The 21,433-nt window shown below is 67.7% G+C and carries 20 protein-coding genes; 16 read left to right on the forward strand and 4 right to left on the reverse strand.

Annotated features, from left to right (window positions below):
* From E5A74_RS08530 to katG, 5 genes are all read left to right on the forward strand, one after another.
* On the forward strand, positions 1–264 hold the full coding sequence (locus E5A74_RS08530; RefSeq protein ID WP_135983860.1) for a flagellar biosynthetic protein FliQ: 264 nt from the start codon (positions 1–3) through the stop codon (positions 262–264).
* The gene (gene fliR, locus E5A74_RS08535; RefSeq protein WP_135983861.1) at positions 261–1,019 is read left to right on the forward strand and encodes a flagellar biosynthetic protein FliR; all 759 of its coding nucleotides are present in this window, start codon (positions 261–263) and stop codon (positions 1,017–1,019) included. The genes E5A74_RS08530 and fliR overlap by 4 nt, the downstream gene beginning before the upstream one ends.
* A complete protein-coding gene (gene flhB, locus E5A74_RS08540) occupies positions 1,019–2,089 on the forward strand; it encodes a flagellar biosynthesis protein FlhB (protein ID WP_135983862.1) in 1,071 nt (356 codons plus the stop codon). Before fliR ends, flhB begins: the two co-directional genes overlap by 1 nt.
* A 56-nt stretch (positions 2,090–2,145) precedes the next feature.
* Positions 2,146–2,676, forward strand: coding sequence for a DUF6714 family protein (locus E5A74_RS08545; RefSeq protein ID WP_135983863.1), 531 nt, complete (start codon positions 2,146–2,148; stop codon positions 2,674–2,676).
* A gap of 143 nt (positions 2,677–2,819) precedes the next feature.
* Positions 2,820–5,027: a catalase/peroxidase HPI gene (gene katG, locus E5A74_RS08550; protein ID WP_135983864.1), complete on the forward strand. Its 2,208-nt coding sequence runs from the start codon at positions 2,820–2,822 to the stop codon at positions 5,025–5,027.
* Positions 5,028–5,137: 110 nt separating this feature from the next.
* Here the strand turns inward: katG and E5A74_RS08555 are convergent, their stop codons facing one another.
* Positions 5,138–5,560 carry a flagellar assembly protein FliX gene (locus tag E5A74_RS08555; RefSeq protein WP_240699737.1) on the reverse strand — a complete coding sequence of 141 codons (423 nt, stop codon included), beginning with the start codon at positions 5,558–5,560 and terminating at the stop codon, positions 5,138–5,140.
* Between the two features lie 83 nt (positions 5,561–5,643).
* On the opposite strand from E5A74_RS08555, the gene E5A74_RS08560 reads away from it, so the two are divergent.
* The 4 genes from E5A74_RS08560 (at position 5,644) to E5A74_RS20885 (ending at position 7,752) form a co-directional block, all read left to right on the forward strand.
* Positions 5,644–6,747: a flagellar basal body P-ring protein FlgI gene (locus tag E5A74_RS08560; RefSeq protein WP_135983865.1), complete on the forward strand. Its 1,104-nt coding sequence runs from the start codon at positions 5,644–5,646 to the stop codon at positions 6,745–6,747.
* Positions 6,747–7,037 carry a rod-binding protein gene (locus E5A74_RS08565; RefSeq protein ID WP_135983866.1) on the forward strand — a complete coding sequence of 97 codons (291 nt, stop codon included), beginning with the start codon at positions 6,747–6,749 and terminating at the stop codon, positions 7,035–7,037. The genes E5A74_RS08560 and E5A74_RS08565 overlap by 1 nt, the downstream gene beginning before the upstream one ends.
* A complete protein-coding gene (locus tag E5A74_RS08570) occupies positions 7,037–7,459 on the forward strand; it encodes a flagellar protein FlgN (protein ID WP_135983867.1) in 423 nt (140 codons plus the stop codon). The genes E5A74_RS08565 and E5A74_RS08570 overlap by 1 nt, the downstream gene beginning before the upstream one ends.
* Before the next feature lie 119 nt (positions 7,460–7,578).
* Positions 7,579–7,752 carry a hypothetical protein gene (locus E5A74_RS20885; RefSeq protein ID WP_166745700.1) on the forward strand — a complete coding sequence of 58 codons (174 nt, stop codon included), beginning with the start codon at positions 7,579–7,581 and terminating at the stop codon, positions 7,750–7,752.
* Positions 7,753–7,918: 166 nt separating this feature from the next.
* On the opposite strand, the gene E5A74_RS08575 is transcribed toward E5A74_RS20885, so the two are convergent.
* The 3 genes from E5A74_RS08575 to E5A74_RS08585 all read right to left on the reverse strand — a co-directional run bounded on the left by E5A74_RS08575 (position 7,919) and on the right by E5A74_RS08585 (position 12,179).
* A complete protein-coding gene (locus E5A74_RS08575; RefSeq protein ID WP_135983868.1) occupies positions 7,919–8,839 on the reverse strand; it encodes a hypothetical protein in 921 nt (306 codons plus the stop codon).
* A 116-nt stretch (positions 8,840–8,955) separates the two neighbouring features.
* The gene (locus E5A74_RS08580; RefSeq protein WP_135983869.1) at positions 8,956–9,360 is read right to left on the reverse strand and encodes a flagellar basal body protein; all 405 of its coding nucleotides are present in this window, start codon (positions 9,358–9,360) and stop codon (positions 8,956–8,958) included.
* A gap of 5 nt (positions 9,361–9,365) precedes the next feature.
* On the reverse strand, positions 9,366–12,179 hold the full coding sequence (locus tag E5A74_RS08585; RefSeq protein WP_135983870.1) for an NHL repeat-containing protein: 2,814 nt from the start codon (positions 12,177–12,179) through the stop codon (positions 9,366–9,368).
* Between the two features lie 116 nt (positions 12,180–12,295).
* Here E5A74_RS08585 and E5A74_RS08590 point away from each other — a divergent pair, with 116 nt between their 5' ends.
* From E5A74_RS08590 to E5A74_RS08620, 7 genes are all read left to right on the forward strand, one after another.
* A complete protein-coding gene (locus E5A74_RS08590) occupies positions 12,296–13,330 on the forward strand; it encodes a flagellar motor switch protein FliG (RefSeq protein ID WP_135983871.1) in 1,035 nt (344 codons plus the stop codon).
* A gap of 7 nt (positions 13,331–13,337) precedes the next feature.
* Positions 13,338–14,006, forward strand: coding sequence for a FliH/SctL family protein (locus tag E5A74_RS08595; protein ID WP_135983872.1), 669 nt, complete (start codon positions 13,338–13,340; stop codon positions 14,004–14,006).
* Positions 14,007–14,315: 309 nt separating this feature from the next.
* On the forward strand, positions 14,316–15,941 hold the full coding sequence (fliF, locus tag E5A74_RS08600; RefSeq protein ID WP_135983873.1) for a flagellar basal-body MS-ring/collar protein FliF: 1,626 nt from the start codon (positions 14,316–14,318) through the stop codon (positions 15,939–15,941).
* A 13-nt stretch (positions 15,942–15,954) separates the two neighbouring features.
* Positions 15,955–16,305: a flagellar motor switch protein FliN gene (gene fliN / locus E5A74_RS08605; RefSeq protein ID WP_135983874.1), complete on the forward strand. Its 351-nt coding sequence runs from the start codon at positions 15,955–15,957 to the stop codon at positions 16,303–16,305.
* Between the two features lie 17 nt (positions 16,306–16,322).
* Positions 16,323–17,639 carry a sigma-54-dependent transcriptional regulator gene (locus E5A74_RS08610; RefSeq protein ID WP_240699738.1) on the forward strand — a complete coding sequence of 439 codons (1,317 nt, stop codon included), beginning with the start codon at positions 16,323–16,325 and terminating at the stop codon, positions 17,637–17,639.
* 154 nt (positions 17,640–17,793) lie between these two features.
* Entirely contained in the window at positions 17,794–19,875 is a 2,082-nt protein-coding gene (gene flhA, locus E5A74_RS08615) for a flagellar biosynthesis protein FlhA (protein WP_135983876.1), read from the forward strand.
* Positions 19,876–19,943: 68 nt separating this feature from the next.
* The gene (locus tag E5A74_RS08620; RefSeq protein ID WP_135983877.1) at positions 19,944–21,425 is read left to right on the forward strand and encodes a flagellar hook-length control protein FliK; all 1,482 of its coding nucleotides are present in this window, start codon (positions 19,944–19,946) and stop codon (positions 21,423–21,425) included.
* The last annotated feature ends 8 nt before the right edge of the window (positions 21,426–21,433 follow it).

Genomic DNA, 21,433 nt, shown 5'->3' on the forward strand with positions numbered 1-21,433 from the left:
ATGACGCCGAGCGAGGTCATCCAGCTTGCCGAGGCGGCGCTGCTGCTCGTGCTCACCGTGGTGGGCCCGCTGCTGCTTACGTCGCTCATCGTCGGCACCGTCATCGGCCTGTTGCAGGCGCTGACGCAGATCCAGGAGACCACGCTCACCTTCGTTCCCAAGCTGCTCGCGATGGGCGTGGTGTTCCTGCTGATGCTCCCCACCATGGGGCAGGCGCTGTCGGGCTTCATGGCCAAGATCAGCGATCTGATCATCACCGGATGATTCTGCCGCCCGATCTCGAGCTGACCGTATCGGCATTCTTCATCGTGTTCGCCCGGGTGGGCGCGGTGCTGATGCTGCTGCCGGTGTTCGGCGAGGATTCGATCCCCGGCCGCATTCGGCTGATGATCGCCTTCGCACTGTCGGCGGCGCTCTACGGCGCGCTCGGCGAGCCCGCGCGCGTCGCGCTCCAGCACGGCGCGGTGCTTCCCGCGGTGATCGTCACCGAGCTGATGACCGGGCTCGCGATGGGGATGATCGTCAAGATCCTGTTCTTCGCGATCTCGATGGCCGGCTCGATCGTCAGCCTCCAGATCGGCCTGTCCTCGGCGGTGATCTTCGATCCCGCCCAGTCGGGCCAGGCTCCGCTTCTCTCCAAGTTCGTCGGCATCGCCGCCGCGCTCGTGTGCATGGGGATGCAGGTCCATCACCTGTGGCTCGGCGCGATCATCCACAGCTATCAGAGCTTCCCGATCGGCGGCCTCCCGCCGATGCAGGATTTCGCCCAGCTCGCGATCGCGGCGATCGGCCGCTCGATGACGCTCGGCATCAGCCTCGCCGCGCCGCTGATCGTTTACGGCATCGTCTTCAACGTCGCGCTCGGCCTGTCGGCGCGCGTCGCCCCGGCGATCCAGGTCTTCTTCATCGCCCAGCCGCTCAACCTGCTGCTCGGGCTCAGCCTGTTCGCCGCCACGCTCGGCACCATGCTCACCGTGTTCGCCACCCAGATGGGTGACGCCATGCAGGGAGGCTGGTGATGTCGGGCGATACGGACCAGGAAGACAAGACAGAATCCCCAACAGACAAGAAGCTCGAGGACGCTCGCGAACGCGGCGAAGTGCCGATGGCGCCCGAGATGAAGCACGCCGCGATGTTCGTCGCGGCGCTCGTCGTGATGGGCGGGCTCGGCACCTATACCCTGCAGCTGATGGGCTCGCTCTTCGTCCGTCTGTGGGGCAGCGCCGACGATTTCCGCATGGAGCCCGCCGGCGCGCAGGATTTCGCCACCGGGCTGTTCGGCGCGATCTTCACCGCGATGATCCCGATCCTCGGCGCGCTGTTCGCCTTCGCCCTGCTCGGCGGCTTCCTCCAGGGCCGGCCGATGCTCTCGGCGAGCCGGATCAAGCCTAAATGGTCCAAGCTCAATCCGGTCAGCGGCTTCACGCGCATGTTCAGCAAGCAGTCGCTGATCGAGTTCGCCAAGACGCTCGCCAAGCTCTGCCTCGTCGTCGGGATCGGCGCGTACGTCGCGTGGCCCCACGCCGCAACGCTCGACCGGCTGGTCGGCGCCGACATGGTCTCGATGGGCGCCGCCGCGAACGACATCGTCTGGGCGATGCTCGTGCCGATCGCGCTGCTCGTCGGCGCGCTCGCGATGTTCGACTTCGTCTGGCAGCGCTTCGCCTTCCTCAAAAAAATGCGGATGACGAAGCAGGAGATCAAGGACGAGTATAAGCAGAGCGAGGGCGATCCCAAGATCAAGGGCAAGATCCGCCAACTGCAGATGCAGCGCGCCAAGGGCCGGATGATGGCCAACGTCCCCAAGGCGAGCGTGATCATCACCAACCCGACCCACTATGCGATCGCACTGCAATATGATCACGGCGCGATGAACGCGCCGGTGGTGGTCGCCAAGGGCGTCGACAATGTCGCGCTCAAGATCCGCGAGATCGCCGGCGAGCACGGCATCCCACTGGTCGAGAACCGCCCGCTCGCCCGCGCGCTCTACGCCTCGGCCGAGATCGACCACCCGATCCCCGTCGAGCATTATGCCGCGGTGGCCGAAGTGATCAGCTATGTCATGAAGATCGCCAAGGCGAAGCGGTAACCGACGAGCCTGTCACAGGGATCGCAGCCCGCCAGTGAATATGACATGGTGCCTGCGTGACTGCGATCACCGATACCATCATTGCCGAACTCGTAAACGCCTTCCCGGCGATACGACCCGCCCGGTTCCCGCTTCTCGTGAACAGCGTCTCGGGTGACGAGCCGCGCGCTGTGCAGACTGACTTCGCCGACAAGGATGACTGGACGAAGCTCCGGTCCGAATGGCTGGACACATCGCCCAACGGCCTCGGCACCGCGCTATGCTTCCTGTCGGACGAAGCGATCCGCTTCTACATCCCCGCATATCTGGTCGCCGACCTGATCGGTTCGCTTCGATGCGTTGATCCCGTGGACACGCTGGTGCACGGTCTGGAAAGCACGTCGCATGACCAGAAGATCTGGCCCCGCAAGGACGCAACCTGGACGGAGTCGGCGCATGCCAGATGGGGCGGTCTGACGCAGCTACAGGCCATGGCAATCGTCCATTATCTTGAGTGGCGCGCCGGGCGCGATACGCTTGGCGTCGATCGGGGCATTTCAGAGGCGCTGACGTGCTATTGGTACGGGCGCGCGGCGATCGGACAATAGACCTCCAACACTCCCGAACGTCGCGCCTTGCTGCACTGCGTCATTTATTTTCGCGCTTGCGGTGAGCGGTTTTAATCGTTTTTGCCATCCGTCGTCCGGACCTACCCTGCAGGCAAATCTCCACCGCAGGAAGGAATCGAGCCATGGACGCACCGACCACCGGCAGCCCGCTCAGCGACCCGCAGAAAGAGCCCGCCGCGCTTCGCACCCTGCTGGGGCGCACCAATCGCGATTGGTGGCCCGAGCAGCTCAGCCTCGAGATCCTCACCCAGGGCGGGGTCTCGTGCGACCCGCACGATCCCGCGTTCGACTATCGCGCGGCGTTCAAGACGCTCGACTACGCCGCGCTCAAGGCCGATCTGACCGCGCTGATGACCGACAGCCAGCCTTGGTGGCCGGCCGATTACGGGCATTACGGCCCCTTCTTCATCCGCATGGCGTGGCATTCGGCGGGCACCTATCGCACCGGCGACGGCCGCGGCGGCTCGTCCTCGGGCTCGCAGCGTTTCGCCCCGCTCAATTCGTGGCCGGACAACGGCAATCTCGACAAGGCCCGCCGCCTGCTCTGGCCGATCAAGAAGAAGTACGGCGCGGCAATCAGTTGGGCCGATCTGTTCATCCTCACCGGCAATGTCGCGATCGAATCGATGGGCGGCCCGACCTTCGGCTTCGGCGGCGGCCGCGAGGATATCTTCGAGCCCGAGCGCGACATCTATTGGGGCACCGAGGAGCAATGGGTCGGCCATGCCGACAACAAGACCCGCATCGACGAGGAAGCCGGCATGGCGCTCGAGGAGCCGCTCGCCGCGATCCAGATGGGTCTGATCTACGTCAATCCCGAAGGCCCGGGCGGCAAGCCCGACACCAAGGGCTCGGCGCGCGACCTGCGCCGGACCTTCGCCAATATGGCGATGAACGACGAGGAGACCGCCGCGCTCACCGCCGGCGGCCACACCTTCGGCAAGGCGCATGGCGCCGGTGACGCCAAGCATGTCGGCCGCGAGCCCGAGGCCGCCGACATCGCCCAGATGGGCCTTGGCTGGGCCTCGACGCACGAGAGCGGCATGGGCGATCACACGATCACTTCGGGCATCGAAGGCGCCTGGACCCCGACCCCGACCAAGTGGGACATGAGCTATTTCGACATGCTGCTCGACCATGACTACGAGCTGGTGAAGAGCCCCGCGGGCGCCAAGCAGTGGCAGCCGGTCGGCAATCCCGAGGAGACCCTCGCCCCGGCCGCGCATACGCCGGGCAAGAAGGTCCCGACGATGATGACCACCGCCGACAAGGCGTTCAAGGACGATGCCGACTATCGCAAGATCCTCGAGAAGTTCCGCGCCGATCCGGCCTATTTCGCCGACGCCTTCGCGCGTGCCTGGTTCAAGCTGACGCACCGCGACATGGGGCCCAAGGCCCGCTATCTCGGTCCGGAAGTCCCCGCCGAAGATCTGATCTGGCAGGATCCGATCCCCGCCGGCACGCAGCTGAGCGATGCGGACGTCGCCGCGCTCAAGGGCAAGATCGCCGCGTCGGGGCTCAGCATCCAGCAGCTGGTCAAGACGGCCTGGGCCTCGGCCTCGACCTTCCGCAATTCGGACAAGCGCGGCGGCGCCAACGGCGCGCGCATCCGCCTCGCTCCGCAAAAGGACTGGGAGGCCAATGAGCCGGCCGAGCTGGCCAGGGTCCTCGCCGTGTACGAGGACATCAAGGCCGGCTTCGGCAAGGTCAGCATCGCCGATCTGATCGTGCTCGGCGGCAATCTCGGCGTCGAGCAGGCGGCGAAGGCCGCGGGCCACGACCTCACCGTGCCGTTCAGCTCGGGCCGCGGCGACGCCAGCCAGGACGCGACCGATGCCGACAGCTTCGCCCCGCTCGAGCCGCGGGCCGAGGGCTTCCGCAACTATCTCGGGGTCCGGTTCAACGTGCCGACGGAGGAACTGCTGGTCGATCGCGCCCAGCTGCTCAACCTCTCGGCGCCCGAGATGACGGTGCTCGTCGGCGGGCTGCGCGTGCTCGGTGCGAGCCATGCCAAGGCGGGCAAGCACGGCCAGTTCACCGACCGGCTCGGCCAGCTGACCAACGACTTCTTCGTCAACATCCTCGACATGGATACGGCGTGGAAGCAGATCTCCGAGTCCAGCGACGAGGAGTTCGTCGGCACCGATCGCGCCTCGGGCGAGAAGAAATGGACCGCGTCGCGCACCGATCTGGTGTTCGGCTCCAACTCGCAGCTCCGCGCGATCTCCGAAGTCTATGCCTCGGACGATGCCGGCAAGAAGTTCGTGCGCGACTTCGTCGCCGCGTGGACCAAGGTGATGGACGCCGATCGCTTCGATCTGGTGAAGTAAGCCCTATGTCGTCGCCCCCGCTTTCGCGGGGGTGACGGCTTGAGAAAAGGCTTTTCGTCCACGACGAAGGCTGCCGCTGCGCACGCGCGTCGCGGCAGCTTTCCTTTACCTCAAGCCTGAACGTCGACCTTGGCGAGCTCGACGCGGACGCGCAGCTCGATGTCGGAGAGGATCGACTGGAGCACCGGATCGTCCGACGTCTCGAAATTCTCGGACCATTCGACGATTTCCTGCAGCCGCTCGACGCTCGGCGTGCCTGCCGCCAGCTCCTTGTGGAGCTTGTCGAGCGCATCGAGCCCGCGCTCGGCGTCCTTCGCCTCCTTGCGGCGGCGTTCGATCGCGGGATCGGCGGCGGCGAGCGTCACCAGCATCGCCACCGTCGGCACCGGCTGATGCGTCCCCGTGCCCTGCATCGGCACCGGCATCTGCCGGGCGACGGCCTCTTCCTCGGCGACCGGAAAGCCGGGCGCAGCCTTGGGCAACGCGGCCAGCAGGCTGCGTGCCATCAGCGGCGTCAGGTTGTCGATACGCACGAAATCAGGTCCTCGCGGCCCGCATTGGGCTTAACCCCTCTATAAGAAAGTTACCGCGGATTTTCCACTTTTCCCGAGGGTTTATGCACCGGTTCGCCGCCCCGCTCCTGCTGATGCTCCTCGCGCTGATCGCCAGCCCCCATGCGCTGGCCCAGACGCGGATCAAGGACATCGTCGACGTCGAGAATGTTCGCGAGAACCAGCTGGTCGGGTACGGCCTCGTCGTCGGCCTCGCCGGCACGGGCGATCGCATGCGCAACGCGCCGTTCACCGAGGAATCGATGCAGGCGATGCTCGAGCGCATGGGCGTCAACATCCGCGGCACCAATATGCGCACCCAGAATGTCGCGGCGGTCTCGATCACCGCGACGATGCCGCCCTTCTCGCGTTCGGGCTCGCGGATCGATGTGCAGGTCTCGGCGCTGGGCGATGCGTCCAGCCTCCAGGGCGGCACGCTGATCGCCTCGTCGCTGCGCGCGCTCGACGGCGAGATCTACGCCGTCGCGCAGGGCCCGGTCGCGGTCTCGGGCTTCAAGGGCCAGGGCGCGGCTGCGAGCGTCAGCCGCGGCGTCACCACGTCGGCGCGGATCGCCGGCGGCGCGATCGTCGAGCGCGAGGTGCCCTATTCGCTCCAGTCGGCGAACAGCCTCAAGCTCGCGCTCAAGAACCCCGATTTCGCCACCGCCGATCGCATCGCCGGCGCGATCAACGGCAAATATCCGGGCAGCGCCACCGTGCTCGATCCGGGCACCGTGCAGGTCGCGCCCGCCGCCAATTTCGTCGGCAACGTCATCGATCTCGTCACGCGCATCGGCGATCTCCAGATCACCGTCGATCAGCCCGCGCGCGTGGTGATCAACGAAGCCTCGGGCACCGTGGTGATGAACAACGATGTCCGCATCACCCCCGTCGCGATCGCGCAGGGCGGCCTGACGATCACCGTCTCCGAGCGTCCGCAGGTCTCGCAGCCCGAGCCGCTGTCGAACGGCCAGACCACCGTCGTCCCGCGCACCCAGGTGCAGGTCGACGACGGCAATGGCGCGCATCTCGCGATGGTCAGCGGCGCCTCGCTCCAATCGCTGGTCAGCGGATTGAACACGCTCGGCGTGTCCCCGCGCGACCTGATCACCATCCTTCAGGCCGTGAAGAGCGCCGGCGCGCTCCAGGCCGAGATCGAGGTCCAGTAATGAACGAGCTCACGCCCCTTTCCGCCACCACGGCCGGCACCCCGGTCCGCGCGGTCAATCCGAAGAACACCGAGACCGCGAAGGAATTCGAGGCGATGTTCCTCGGCCAGATGACCAAGATGATGCTCGAGAGCGTCCAGAAGGGCGACAATTTCAACGGCGGCGCCGGCGAGGAGATGTTCCAGGGCGTGCTCGCCGAGAAGCTCGGCACCGAGATCGCCAATCGCGGCGGCATCGGCCTCGCGCCGTCGGTGCTCGATTCGATCCTCAAGCTCCAGCAGGGACAATAATGACCGCTCAGCTCATCGACGCGATGGTTTCGCTCACGGCCCTGATGGAAGAGGAGAGCGAGAAGCTCGCCCGCAAGGCCTATGTCCCCGAGCTCGGCGAGATCGCCGCGGCCAAGCTACGCCTCACCGGCCGGATCGAGGCCGATTTCGCCCGGCTCAAGCGCGAAGCGCCCGATTGGGCCGAGAAGCTCGACGAGGAAGCGCGCACGCTGCTCTCCGACGCCAGCCGCAATCTGCGCGACGCCTCGGCGGTCAACCAGCAGATCCTGTCGCGCCAGATCGAGCTTTCGGTCGAGATGATGGGCGCGATCGCCGCCGAGGCGCAGCGCCTCACCGGCACCCGCAGCAGCACCTATGGCGCCTGCGGCGGGCTCGGCGGCATGGACGCCCCTGCCCCGATCTCGATCAACGCCAGGCTGTAGATCGCTCCGCAACCTGCCGTGCAGGTGCCGGTGAAACGGTATCTTTTTGCGGTTAGGTGAAAACACGTAGGTGGGTTATGCTAGGCGCCGGGGCCCGTTGCGGGTTCCGGAGACCGGCGATGAACCTGCTGCAACTGCCGCGCTGCGCCTTGGGACTGCATCATCGGGACAGGCGGCGCGCCTGGTATGACGGGCCGATCGTGCGCAGCCATTGCACCGGCTGCGGCAAGGCGATGGTCAAGGATTTCCACGGCTGGCATCTCGACCCCGGCCCGCCCGAAGCCGCTGTCTGAACCTCTTGCCGCCGTAGCGCCGGCGGCGGACGACACCCCGGCATCCCTTGGCGGCCCGATCGCAGCCATTGCCGATGTGCGGAATGCGTATCGCGCGGGCCCATGGGCTCAACGATTTTCGCGACATGCCGACACCGCGACGCGCTGGACATGCAGGCCGGCCAGGCTAACGAAGCTTGGCGGCGGCCTCCATTTCACTACAAAGACGGGCCGCCTGCGCGACCCGGCCTCGATCGCCCGGGGTGGCGAGTTCGTTCCAGGTGAGACCTTCAACGATACACTGTTGAAAATGATGATCGCGGTCCTTGAAACTGACCCATGTGCGGCCGCGCCTTGAAAGCGCGAAGGTCGACATGCCTGCGCTATCAGGCAGCGGGACCGTTTTGATCACCGCGTCGCTCGGACCAGCAATTGTGGACATCGCGCCATAAGAGTCGAACGGGCGCGCGAAGGAACCCGCCGGCCGCGCCTCGATCGACGGCACCTCTTTCACCAATGTTGCCGTCAGCTTCTGCGCCGTCGCGCGGCCAACCACCGAAAATGTCGATTGGGAACTGTCCGCTTTCCAGGCCGCTATTCGTGCCTGTGCGGCTTTGGTGGAGGGCGCGCAGTCCGGGCCGGGGAAGGACGATCTCGCCCAATCCATGCTCCGGGGATCGCCGTCGAAAGGACGGTCACTCCAGACTATTTCGAACCTGCACGTTTCGACATTCCTGGGTAGCAGGGCGAGAACGGGTGTCCCGGATCGATAAGGGCCGGCGGGAACGATATAGAAAACCGCCTGCCCGGGAGTGATGGCGCCCACCAACAGCTTCTCGGATCTGGATCCCCATGGCAGCGTCGCCGCGAGCGGAATCGATTTGCCATCGGCAACCTCCCGCGCGGCGCGCTTCCGAAGTTGCCCGAAAAACGCTGTATATGCGTCCATTGGATTGTCGGATGCCGGGACGAACTCGGCAGGAACGGTGACTATTTCGGCCTGAATAGAAGGCCCGGCTTGTGCCGATACATCGCGGCCCCGGACAAGGACTTGCGACGACGCGAGCGCGAGGAGAATGAACGACGCATTGCTTGCAATCCGTCGCATTCAACATGGATCCCCTATGTGAGGTCCAGTTTCTATGCGAGTCTTACGCCGCACGCAATGTCGGCGGACCGTTGGCGCCCCGCTGGCGACCGCCGGCCACGCCCGCAGCCGGGCTATCAGCCGCGGCCGCCCACCGCGGTCTTCAGCATCGACATCTGCTTGCGATACAGGCTGGTCATCGCAGTGAAATCGGCCTGGATCTCGCCCATCTTGAGCAGCTGGTCTTCGAGCGTGACGTTGTTGCCGTCGGGCTTGGTCTCGCTGATGTCCTTGTCGAGGATCACGCCGGCGCCGATCGGCTGGATCGCGCCGAGGCTCTTCATCCGGTCGGTGAGCTGCACCTGCGGCGCCGCGATCATCCCGCTGCCGCCGACCAGCGCGGCGAAATTGGGCTCGGCGACGTCGCGCGCCTTGTAGCCCGGCGTCTCGCTGTTCGCGATGTTCTGCGAGACGACGCGCTGGCGCTCGGACAGGTTCTGCATCCGGTCGCGGATGCCGGCGAGGATCGGAGGCGTGTTCATGGCGATCAGAATCCGTAGCTGGTGGAGGCGCCCGAGTTGAGTCGGTCCAGCGCCGCCTGATAATTGGCGAGCTGCGCGCTCTCGCGCGCGGTTGATTGCGTGCCGGTCACGGCGTTCTTGACGCCGTCGACCATCTGGGCCTTGGCGTCGTCCCAAAAGAGCGAGCGATAGGCGGTCTGGGTCATCGAGATCGCGTCCTCGATCTTCTTCATCGCGAGCTTCGCGTTGTCGAGCGTCGAGAGGTTGAGCGCTTCGCTGAGGTCCATGCCGAAATTGCCGCCCGGGCGGACCTTGGGCGCGCTGCTCGACAGCGTCGCCTGCGTCGCGATGCGCTGCGGCTCGATGCCCAGCTTGGCCAGCGCGTCGGTGTCGGCGTTGCCGGGGATCAGCTCGAGCTCGTGCCCGGGCTTCATCGTGATGCTCAATTTCTGCGTGCCGTCGACCGCGGTGGCGGTGACCGTGCCCTTCGATGCACCGATCATGCCCTGGATGCGGGTCGCGATCGTCTTGAGCGTGTCGCCCGCCGCGATCGTCACCTTGCGCACCGCGCCGTCATCGGCCTTGATCGAGAAATAGTCGCCCGCGCGCAACGTGGTCTGGGTAGTGACCTTGTCCGACGCCGACGCGTTGATCGTGCCGCGACCGAAGCCGAGTGCCGAGATCGCGTTGGCACCGCCGGTATCGCCGGCGATGCGCACCGGCTCGGTGCGCAGCAGCGCCTGGCCGAACTGGGTGGTGTTCTCGATCGCGCCGGTGCCGGCATCGATCCGCGCAACGAAGCCGTCAGTCGGCCCGCGCCGGGGCGCGGCGAGGTCGCCCGTGGTGCGGCCGCCGGCATAGAGCTCGCCGCCGAGGAACGCGACACTGTCGACCTGATCGTCCGCCGCAGTGGCGAGATAGGTTACGCTCGATCCGGACAGGTTCGAATCGATGCGAGCGACGAACCCATCACGCTCGCCGCTCCGGGCATTGACCTGGCTGCCGCTCAGTGCCGCGCTGGTCGCGCCACCGATGGCGATCGTGCCGTCCGCCGCCACGGCGATCGCGCGGGCATCGGCCGCGCCGAGGTTGATGCTGCCGAGATCGGTCGCCAGCGAGGTGCCGCTCAGCTTGCGAACCGAGGCATTGCCGTCCTGGCTGACCACCGCGAGCAGATTGCCGTCGCCGTCGACGGCGAGCGCGTTGATCTGATCGGTGCCCCCGCTGTCGATCGTGCGCCGCTCGGCGATCTTGCCGTTGGCATCGATCCGCGCGACGAAGGCATCGCCGATCCCGGTGGCGGCACGCCCGCCGACATAGACCGAGCCATCGGCGCCGACCGCCACGGCCTTGGCGACGTCGGTGCCGCCGGAACGGACCACGGTCGAGAATTTCTCGTCGCCATTGGCGGCATATTTCGCGACCACCATGTCGCCATCGACCGAAGTCGCGCCGTTGAAGCTGCCGTTGACGGTGCCCGCGACGACGATGCTGCCGTCGGAACCGATCGACACCGCAGCGCCGGTCGACGAGCCGCTGGCGCCGAGGCTGCGCTGCCACACGACATTGCCTGCCCCGTCCATCTTGGTGAGGAACAGGTTGTTGTCGCCGTCGGACTGGTTGGCGCCGAGATTGCCCGCGGTGGTGCCGACGACATAGCTATAGCCCTGCGCATCGGTGGCGACCGCGGCGGCGTCGGTATTGGCGTAGACATTGCTCGTCTTGGTCGTGTTGGTCTTGACCTTGCCGTCCATGTCGGTGGTCGTGGTCGTGATCGTGGTGGTCTTGCCGGCCAGCACGTTCTGCGCGGTCTTGTCGCCGTCGAGCGCCTGGATCGTCCCCATCGTGACGCGCGTGTTGGTGCCGGTGGGATCGTTGAAGCGGAATACCTGCGTCGCCGTCGTCGGCGCGGCGACCGTGGTCTGGATCGTGGTCCCCGTCCCGGTCCCGGTCACCGCCGGGGTGCTCGTGGCGAGCGCGGTCTGGCCGGTCGCGACGACCAGCGAATCCTTCGCGCCGATCTGATCGAGCGACACCTGCTCGAGCCCGTCGGGCGTATCGAGCTTCAGCGCATATTTGCCGTCGGCCAGCACCGCCTTGAAGCGCGTGCCCCAGCGCGAGACCACATTGCCGTTGGCGTCGGTCAACGGTGTGCCGTCGGGTTTGACCGCGGGCGTCGCGCTGATCGCGCTGTTGAGCTGCGATACCACCGACTCCATCGTCGGGGGCTGCGCGCCGGCGGACAGGTCGACCGTGAAGGTCTCGTTGAGCGAGCCGCGGCTGAGCTTGACGCTGAACTTTTCCTGCCCGGTCAGGTTCGGGATGGGATCCGACATGCGCGTCACCAGCCCCTTGCCCACCGTCTCATAGGGGTTGGTCGCGGTGAGCTTGCCCGATTGCGCGGTCGAGGCGGGGTTGCCGAACGAAAGGTTGACCTTGTCCGAGGGCGCGGTGGTCAGATAGCTTTGAAGATCGGTCAGCCCCTTGGCGAAGGCCTTCTGATATTGGGTGCGCAGCGCGTTGGACGCAGTCGTCGCGGTTGCTGCCTCGGCGAGCACGCGCAGCTTCTCGAGCGCCTTGTAGGCGACGAAGCTGGTCTGGACGTCGTTGGGAAGGATGTCGCCGCTGGTATTGGACTTGTCGACGATCGTCCGCGAGGCGAGGATCGAGATCACCTGCGCCGAGGCCGAATTGGTCTTGGTCGCTTCCTTCCACGGCGGGGTGGTCGCATCCAGCGTGAACTGCGCCTTCGCCTTGCGCACGGCCTTGCTGTCATAGGCGATCGTGTTCGTCGCCAGCGAGAAGACCGAGGAGTCTCCCGTCAGCAAGCTCAAGCCCATCAGGCTGCTGGAAAAATTAACCGTCATGGAAAACCGACCCTTCCCCCACGCTCCTATAATAGGATGAGTGAACGCTTTCTTGCGTCCATCCACGAATTTTCTGCGAGGGGTCCAGAATGAGCCTGATGGCGCCAATTGCCGAGCCGGTCGAACTCAAGAAGTATAGCGGGCCGCAGCGCGCGGCCGCGCTGATGCTGGCGCTGGGCAAGGATCACGGCGCCCCGATCTGGGAGCAGCTCACCACCGACGAGGTCAAGGAGCTCTCCTCGACGATCGCCGGGCTCGGCCGCGTGCCGGCGCAGGTCGTCGAGCATCTGCTCATCCAGTTCACCGGCGAAGTCGCCTCGATGGCGTCGCTCCACGGCAGCTACGAGACCACCGAGCGGCTGCTCGGCGGGATCCTGCCGGGCGACAAGGTCAAGGAGATCATGGAAGACATTCGCGGTCCCTCGGGCCGCACGATGTGGGACAAGCTCTCCAACGTCAGCGAGACCGTCCTCGCCGGCGCGCTCAAGCACGAATATCCGCAGACCGTCGCGGTGATCCTCTCGAAGCTGCGCCCCGATCACGCCGCGCGCGTGATCGCCGAGCTGCCGCGCGAATTCTCGGTCGACGTGGTGATGCGCATGCTGCGCATGGAGACCGTCCAGAAGGACGTGATCAATCAGGTCGAGGCGACGCTCAAGAGCGAGTTCATGACCAATCTGTCGCGCTCGCAGAAGCGCGATCCGCACGAGGCGATGGCCGAGCTGTTCAACTCGCTCGACCGCTCGACCGAGGAAGCGATGCTCACCGCGCTCGACAACAAGGCGCCCGAAAGCGCCGAGCGCATCCGCGCGCTGATGTTCACCTTCGAGGATCTCGCCAATCTGCTGCCGGCGGCGATCGCGGTGATCGTCCGCAATGCCGACAAGCGCGAGATGGCGCTGGCATTGAAGGGCGCCCCGGATCAGCTCAAGCAGCTGTTCTTCGGCGCGATGACCGAGCGTGCGGCCAAGCTGATGCGCGAGGACATGGCGGCGATGGGCCCGATCCGCGCCCGCGATTGCGAGGAAGCGCAGTCGGCGCTGGTCCGCCTCGCCAAGAGCCTCGCCGATCGCGGCGAGATCCTGCTCGTCGATCCCAAGTCCGACGACGCGATGATCATCTGAGATGGGCATGGGCTTCCAGAACGTCGAGCGTTTCGCCTTCGACCGCATCTTCTCCACCCCGGCGAGCGACGGCGCGACGATCCCGAGCGGCGATACGCTGCTCGAGATCAGCGCGCTGCGCGCCGAGCTTGCCCTGCTCCGCTCGGACGTCGACGCGCAGATCGCGATCGCCCGCGCCGAGGCGTTCGAGGCCGGGCTCGCCCAGGCCCGCGCCGAGCGCGACGTCGCACTGCTGAGCGCGGTCGACGCACTCCACGCCGGGATCGAGGCACTCGACGAGCGTTTCGACGAAGTCTCGACCCGGGTCACCGGCGAGGCCGCCGAGATCGCGCTCGCCGCCGCCGACATGATCGCCGGTCGCGCCGTCGATCTCGCCCCCGCCGAGGCGATCGACGCCGCGATCGGCCGCGCGCTCGGCCAGGTCGCCCGCGGCACCGAGCTCGAGATCCGCGTCAACCCGGAGCTGATCGAGACGATCGAGGCGCGCATCGCCGATCGCCAGTCGAAGGACCGTCGCAAGCTCAACCTCACCGTCGTCGGCGATGTCACCGTCGCGGTCGGCGACGCGCGGATCAGCTGGGAAAAGGGCGGGCTCTCGCTCGACGCCGACGCCCGCCGCGCCGCAGTGATGGAAGAACTCGAAACGCTCCTCCCCCCGGCTGCCGGCGCGCATTGATCCGTTCCTCCCCGAGCTGCGCTCGGGGAGGGGGATCATGCGAAGCATGGTGGAGGGGCCGCGCCGAAGGCGCGGCGTCCGCTATCCGACAATGTCGACGCCGCGCTTCGGCGGCGCTCCTCCACCACGCCCTGTGGGCGCGGTCCCCCTCCCCCAGGCAGCCTGGGGGAGGAATTTTTATGTCGGCTCTCCCTCCCCGCACCCCACTAGGCAAAAAATTCCCACCCGGCACAATCTGCCGCCCGAACCCCTCCTATAAGTGAAGAGAGAGGGGCATTCCCGCCCCCGAAGCCACATCACGGGGCGGCATTGGAAGCGATCAAGAAATTTGCCGGGCAGCTTGGCCCGAAGCGGCTGATGCTGATGGGCGGGGTGGCGTTCGCGCTGCTCGCCGCCCTCGCCTTCGTCGCCACCCGCGGCTCCGATCCGCAGATGGGCTATCTCTACACCGATCTCGATCCGTCCGCCGCCGCGACGATCACCGAGAAGCTCAAGGCCGCGAACGTGGAATACACGCTCTCCGCCGACGGCACCTCGATCATGGCGCCGCAGGACAAGCTCGCCGAGCTGCGCATGTCGATGGCCGGCGAGAAGCTCGGCGGCAAGATCGGCTATGAGGTGCTCGACGAGGAGCAGCCCTTCGGCGTCTCCGCCAGCCGCGCCAAGATGAACGAGACGCGCGCCGTCGAGGGCGAGCTCTCCAAGTCGATCCAGACCATCCAGAATGTCAGCGCCGCGCGCGTCCACATCGTGATGCCCGAGCGCGCGATGTTCGCCGCCGAGAGCCGCAAGGCGACCGCGGCGGTCACCGTCAAGACCAAGGGCCGTCTCTCCTCGGAGCAGATCGCCTCGATCCGCTATCTCGTCTCCTCCTCGGTCCCCGAGCTCTCGCCCGAGGCGGTGTCGGTGGTCGATCAGACCGGCGCGCTGCTCGCCCGTGCCGGCGAAGCCGGTTCGGCCGGCGGCGCCGATGCCGATGAGCGCCAGCAGGCAGTCGAGGCCAAGCTGCGCGAGGAAGTCGAGGCGCTGCTCGAGCCGATCGTCGGCCAGGGCAAGGTTCGCGCCGAGGTCTCCGCGCAGATCGATCGCGACCAGACCCGCGAGGAAGCCAATGTCTTCGATCCCGACAAGCAAGTGATCTCGCGTCAGGTCAGCGTCGAGAATGGCGAGCAGAACAGCGAGCAGGATGCCGGTGCGCAAACCGCGTCGGTCGCCAACCAGCTTCCCGAGACGCAGGGCCAGGCGCCCGGCGGCGCCAATGGCACCGGCCGCCAGTCGCGCAGCAACCAGACCTCGGAAGACACCACCTACGACAACAGCTCGACCAAGACGGTCACGCTGCGCGGCCCCGGCAAGGTCACCCGCCTCACCGTCGCGGTGATGGTCGATGGCGGCGAGAAGGGTCTGCCCCAGCCGCAGATGCAGCGCATCCAGCGCCTCGTCGAGAATGCCGTGGGCATGGACGCCGAGCGCGGCGACAGCGTCGTGGTCGAGAGCATGCGCTTCGCCAATGACGACAGCCTCGCCGACAAGGAGGCCGGCATCCTGTCGAGCCTGCCGATGGATCGGATCTGGGGCCTGCTGCAGATCATCGTGATCGGCGTGGTCGGTCTGATCGCTCTCAAGATGCTCAAGCCCAAGATCGTGCCGCAGCCCGCCGCTGCCGCGCTCGAAGGCCCGGCCGGCGAGATGCCGCTGACCGCCCAGTCGCCCGAGATGCTCGCGCTCGCCGAGCGCGCCGCGGACGGCGATGCCGAGGCGATGCAGAAGCTCGAAGCCATGAACAATGCCGATCAGCCGCTGCTCGATCAGGAGATCGCGCTCGCCCAGGTCGACGGCCGTATCAAGCTCTCCGCCCTCAAGCGCATTGGCGATGCGATCTCCGCGAGCCCGCCCGAAGCGGCCTCGGTGATCCGCCAGTGGATGAATGCATAAGGATTTGACGACGATGACCATCGAACCCCACGACATCATCCCTGCGGATCCCAGCGACGCGAACGCCCCGGTGTTCGAGGATTTCGAGCCGTTCCCCGGCAGCGACCAGGCCGTCGCCGGCGCCGAGGGCCTCGAGGCCGTCCACGACGTGCCGGTCAAGGTCCAGGCCGTGCTCGGCCGCGCCCGCATGCCGGTCGGCGAGCTGCTCCACCTCACCTCGGGCACCGTCGTCGAGCTCGATCGCCGCGTCGGCGAGCCGGTCGACATCTTCGTCAACGATCGCCTGATCGCCCGCGGCGAAGTCGTGCTGATCGACAACGCGCTCGGCGTGACGCTCACCGAAATCGTTCGTCAGGACCGTTGATGCCGCAATCCATCCGAATGATCCTGGTCGGCGCGCCCGGCGGCGAGTTCCGCCGCGCGGCCGAGCTGGCCCGCGATGCCGGCGCCGCGGTGGCGATGGCCGACACGCCGGCGCAGGCGCTCGACCTGCTCCGCGCGGGCGGCGGCGATATGGTGATGATCGATGTCGACACCGACATCGCCGGCTTCATGGCGAGCATCCGCGCCGAGCGCTTCACCCTCCCCGTGCTCGCCTGCGGCATCCAGGCCTCGGCCGAGCGCGCGGTGGCGGCGATCCGCGCCGGTGCCCGCGACTATGTCCCCCTCCCGCCGCAGCGCGAGCTGATCGCAGCGGCGATCGCCTCGGTGATCGAGCGCAAGGCGCCGGTCCGCATCGGCGACCATCCCGCGCTTGCCCGCGCCGTTTCGCTCGCTACGGCCGTGGCGCCGACCGCCGCTCCGGTGCTCGTCACCGGCGAGAAGGGCAGCGGCAAGGAAGTTCTCGCCCGCACGATCCACGAGGCGTCGGGCCGCCCCAATCCGATGTACGTCGTCGAATGCGCCGGCGTCGCCCCCGACGTGCTCGAGTCCGAATTGTTCGGCCACGAGGCCGGCGCCTTCCCCGGCGCGGTCGCGCGCCGCATCGGCCGGCTCGAAAAGGCCGCCGGCGGCACGATCTTCCTGCGCGAAGTCGGCAGCCTCGCCCCCGCCACCCAGGCGCGCCTCGCCGAGGCGCTGCAGGAGCAGCGCTTCACCCGCATCGGCGGCAGCGAGATCGTCCCCTTCCAGGCGCGGCTGATCGCCTCGACCGGCACCGAGCTCGAAGCCGCGGTCAATGCCGGCAGCTTCCGCGCCGATCTGCTCGTCCGCCTCGGCCTCGTCCGGGTCGAGGTGCCGCCGCTCCGCGCGCGGGGCGGCGATCTGGTCCAGCTCGCCCAGCATTTCGCCGAGCGGCTCGCCGAGTCCGATGGCGTCCCCGCCCGCCCGTTCAGCGAAGCGGCGCTGGTGCTGCTGTCGCGCTATGCCTGGCCCGGCAACATCCGCGAGCTCGAGGACTGCACCCACCGTGCCGTCTTGCTCGCGCAGGGCCCGGCGATCGAGCCGCACGATCTCGTCCGCTCGGATGGTACCCGGCTGCTCGATCTCGAGCTCGCCGAGCCCGGCGGCCTCCAGATCGAGAGCCTTGTCGGCCGCACCGTCGAGGAGGTCGAGCGCGAGCTGATCCTCCACACGCTGACGCGCTGCCACGGCAACCGCACCTCGGCGTCGAACATCCTCGGCATCTCGGTGCGCACGATGCGCAACAAGCTGCGCACGTTCATCGAGGCCGGCATCGCCGTCGCTCCGGCACCGTGATCGGGCCGACCGTTTTTCTCCCTCTCCCGCCTGCGGGAGAGGGTCGGGGTGAGGGTCGGTCCCTCCCCGCCAGCGAAACGGCACGCCGAACCGGACTCACCTTCACCCAATCCTCTCCCGCAAGCGGGAGAGGGCCAGTCATCGAGCAGCTCTGATGCCCCCAGCCATCGCCAATCTTCTCAACCGCATCGGCCTGAACCGCGATCTCGCGCTGGCCGGCTCGGTCGTCGCGATCATCGCGATGCTGGTCCTGCCGATGCCGGGCTGGCTGCTCGATCTCGGGCTCGCGCTGTCGATCACCATCGCGGTGATGATCCTGATGACGGCGCTGTTCATCGAGAAGCCGCTGGAGCTCAGCGCCTTCCCGACGATCCTGTTGATCGCGACGATGTTCCGATTGGGCCTCAATCTCGCCTCCACCCGCCTGATCCTCACCCATGGCCATGAAGGCCATGGCGCCGCGGGCGGGGTGATCGGGGCGTTCGGCGAGTTTCTGATGGGCGGCGAGGTCATCATCGGCCTCACCATCTTCATGATCCTGATCGTCATCAACTTCGTCGTCATCACCAAGGGCGCCGGACGTATCGCCGAAGTCGCCGCGCGCTTCAGCCTCGATGCGATGCCCGGCAAGCAGATGGCGATCGACGCCGATCTCTCCGCCGGCATGATCACCGAGGAGCAGGCGCGCGAGCGCCGCGCCGAGATCGAGGCCGAGAGCGGCTTCTACGGCTCGATGGACGGTGCCTCGAAGTTCGTGAAGGGCGATGCCGTCGCCGCGCTGCTGATCACCGCGGTCAACATCGTCGTCGGCCTCACCATCGGCGTCGTCTCGCATGGCGTGCCGATCGGCGAGGCGTTCCACACCTATACCGTGCTCACCGCGGGCGAGGGTCTGGTCAGCCAGATCCCCGCGCTGATCATCTCGATTGCCGCGGGTCTGCTCGTCTCGAAGGGCGGCATCAAGGGCAAGACCGGCGCCACGCTCGGCGAGCAGCTCGGCCGCTATCCCAAGGCGTTCGGCATGGTGTCGTTCCTGATGGGCGCGCTGGCGCTGATGCCCGGCCTGCCCTTCATCCCCTTCGCGATGTTCTCCGCCGCCGCCGGCTATGCCGCGTGGAAGATGAGCAAGAACGCCCAGGCCAGGGTCGCCCTCGCCCGTGCCATCGCCGCGCAGGAAGAAGCGCAGACCGCGATCGTCGAGCAGCCCATCTCGCAAACGCTCGCCATCGACGCGGTGCGCATCGAGATCGGCTATGCGCTGCTGCCGATGATCAACGACGAGCAGCGCGAGCCGCGCCTCGACGATCAGGTCCGCGCGCTCCGCCGCCAGATGGCGACCGATTTCGGCTTCGTCCTCCCCTCGGTCCGCATCATCGACAATATGGGCCTTAAGCCCAACGAGTATGTCATCACGATCAAGGAGACCGAGGCGGCGCGCGGCGAGATCAAGCTCGAGAAGCTGCTGCTGATCAATCCGGGCGGCGGGCCCGTCGGCATGCCCGGCGACGTCACCAAGGAGCCGGTGTTCGGCCTCCCCGCGCTGTGGATCGATCGCGAGCTGCGCGACGAGGCCGGCTTCCGCGGGCTGACCGTGGTCGATTGCGGCACGATCATCACCACCCATCTGACCGAGCTGGTCAAGGACAACATCGCCGATCTGCTCTCCTACACCGAGACGCAGAAGCTGCTCACCGAGGTCCACAAGGATTCGGAGAAGCTCGTCGCCGACATCGTTCCGTCGAAGGTCTCGATCTCGAGCGTCCAGCGCATCCTCCAGAACCTGCTTTCGGAAGGCATCTCGATCCGCGACGTGCCGACGATCCTCGAAGGCATCGCCGAGGCCGCGCCGCTGACCAACAACCTGACCCAGATGACCGAGCATGTCCGCGGCCGGCTCGCCCGCCAGATCAGCGCATCGCAGGTCCGCGGCGAAGCGATCCCGGTGGTCACGCTGTCGTCCGAATGGGACCAGGCCTTTGCCGAATCGATCCTCGGCCATGGCGACGATCGCCAGCTGGCGATGGCCCCCTCGGCGCTGCAGAAGTTCATCCAGTCGGTGCGCGAGACCTATGATCGGCTCGCGCAGGACGGCGAGATTCCGTGCCTGCTCACCAGCCCGGCGATCCGCCCCTTCGTCCGCTCGATCATCGAGCGCGTGCGGCCCGCGACGGTGGTGCTCTCGCAGAACGAGATCCACGCCCGCGCCCGCATTCGCGCGCTCGGCACGATCGGTTGAGGCCGTTCGCGCAACAATCATCCTATAATGAAAAAGCGGCCCTTTGAGGCCGGGCAAGAGGCGACCGGATGCAGATCAACCCCTTCGGCTTACCGTCAGGCGCGGGCGCGCAGTCCGCATCGGCGTTCGCCGGCACCGGGCTCGGCTTCATCGAAGCGCTCGGCGCGATGACCCAGGGCGGTCTCGTCCAGCCGATGGCGATCGGTGGGCCCGGGCTGGCCCAGGCCGCGACGCGCGACCCGGCCCAGCCAAGGGCCCCGCTCGCCGCGACCGGAACGCTGCCCGGCTTCCAGCAGCCGGCCGCATTCTCGCAGCTTCTCGCCACCGCCGCGAAGCTCCCGGCCGCGCAGCCGACGCCGGCCGCGCCCGAGGCCGTGCTCGCGCCCGCCCCGCTCCCCGCCGAGCCGGTGACCCCGCTCGCCGCCGCGCCGGTGCCGCCTGCCCAGCCATTGGCCGAAGCGCCGACGCCCGAGACTCCGGTCGAAGCACCGGCCGCCCCCACATCACCGGCGCCGGCGAAGAACCCGCCGGTCGTCGCGAAGCCGCTGCCCCGGCCTGACCTGCCGGCACCCGCCGCGCCCGGGGAAGGCCAGCCCCAGCCCGATGCCGCGCTCACGACCGATCTGCCCGTCGTCGCCAAGCCCGAAGAGACCGCGCCGACCCCGCGCAAGGCTCCGCGCGGCGCCGCGGTCGAGACCGATCCAGCCGCGCAGCCCGACGCCAAGGCGCCGGTCCCGGCCGAGCTGCTCGCCACCGGCATGCCGTTGCAGCCCGCTCCGCAGCCGCAGCCGCAGCCGGCGCCGCGCGAGGCGATGCAGACCGCGAACAACGCCGCTTCGCCCGCCGTCCGCAAGACGGCGGCCGCGAATGCGCCGGCGGGCGATGCCACCCAGCCGGCCGCGGGCACCAATGCCCCCGCGACCGCCGACTTCGCCGATGCCGTCGCGGCCCGCGGCGACTCTTCCGGCGGCGACGCCCATGCCGACGCGCAGGGCCAGCCCGATGCGCGTCCCGCCGGCATCGCCCGCGCCGACGCGCCGGTCCCGGCCTTCCAGCCCGGCCATGCCACCGCCGCCACGCACCCCGCCGCCGCCGGCAGCGCGCCCGCGCCCGCCGAGCCGGTGATCGAAGCCCGTTCCGGCCATCTCGGCCATTCGCTGGGTGTCGAGATCGCGCGCAAGGTCGAGCTCGGCGAGGAGACGCTGCGCATCCGCCTCAATCCGATCGAGCTCGGCCGGATCGAAGTGACGCTCGCCTTCGACGACAAGGGCAGCCTCCAGGCCACCGTGCGCACCGAGAGCGCGCAGGCGATGGACCTGCTCCGCCAGGACGCGCCCGATCTCGCCCGCACGCTCGATCAGGCCGGCGTCCGCACCGACGCGCAGAGCTTCCGCTTCGAGAATCGCGGCGGCGACGGCGGCGGCCAGCAGGCCCAGCAGCAGCATTCGCAGAATCGCGGCAGCTTCGCGTCGTCCGATGACGATGCCGGCGCCGCCGAACCCATCTACCGCCCGGTCCGCAGCGACGGGCAGGTCGACCTTCTCGCCTGAGGAAATCC

The sequence above is a fragment of the Sphingomonas naasensis genome (genome assembly GCF_004792695.1).
Taxonomy (GTDB): domain Bacteria; phylum Pseudomonadota; class Alphaproteobacteria; order Sphingomonadales; family Sphingomonadaceae; genus Sphingomonas; species Sphingomonas naasensis.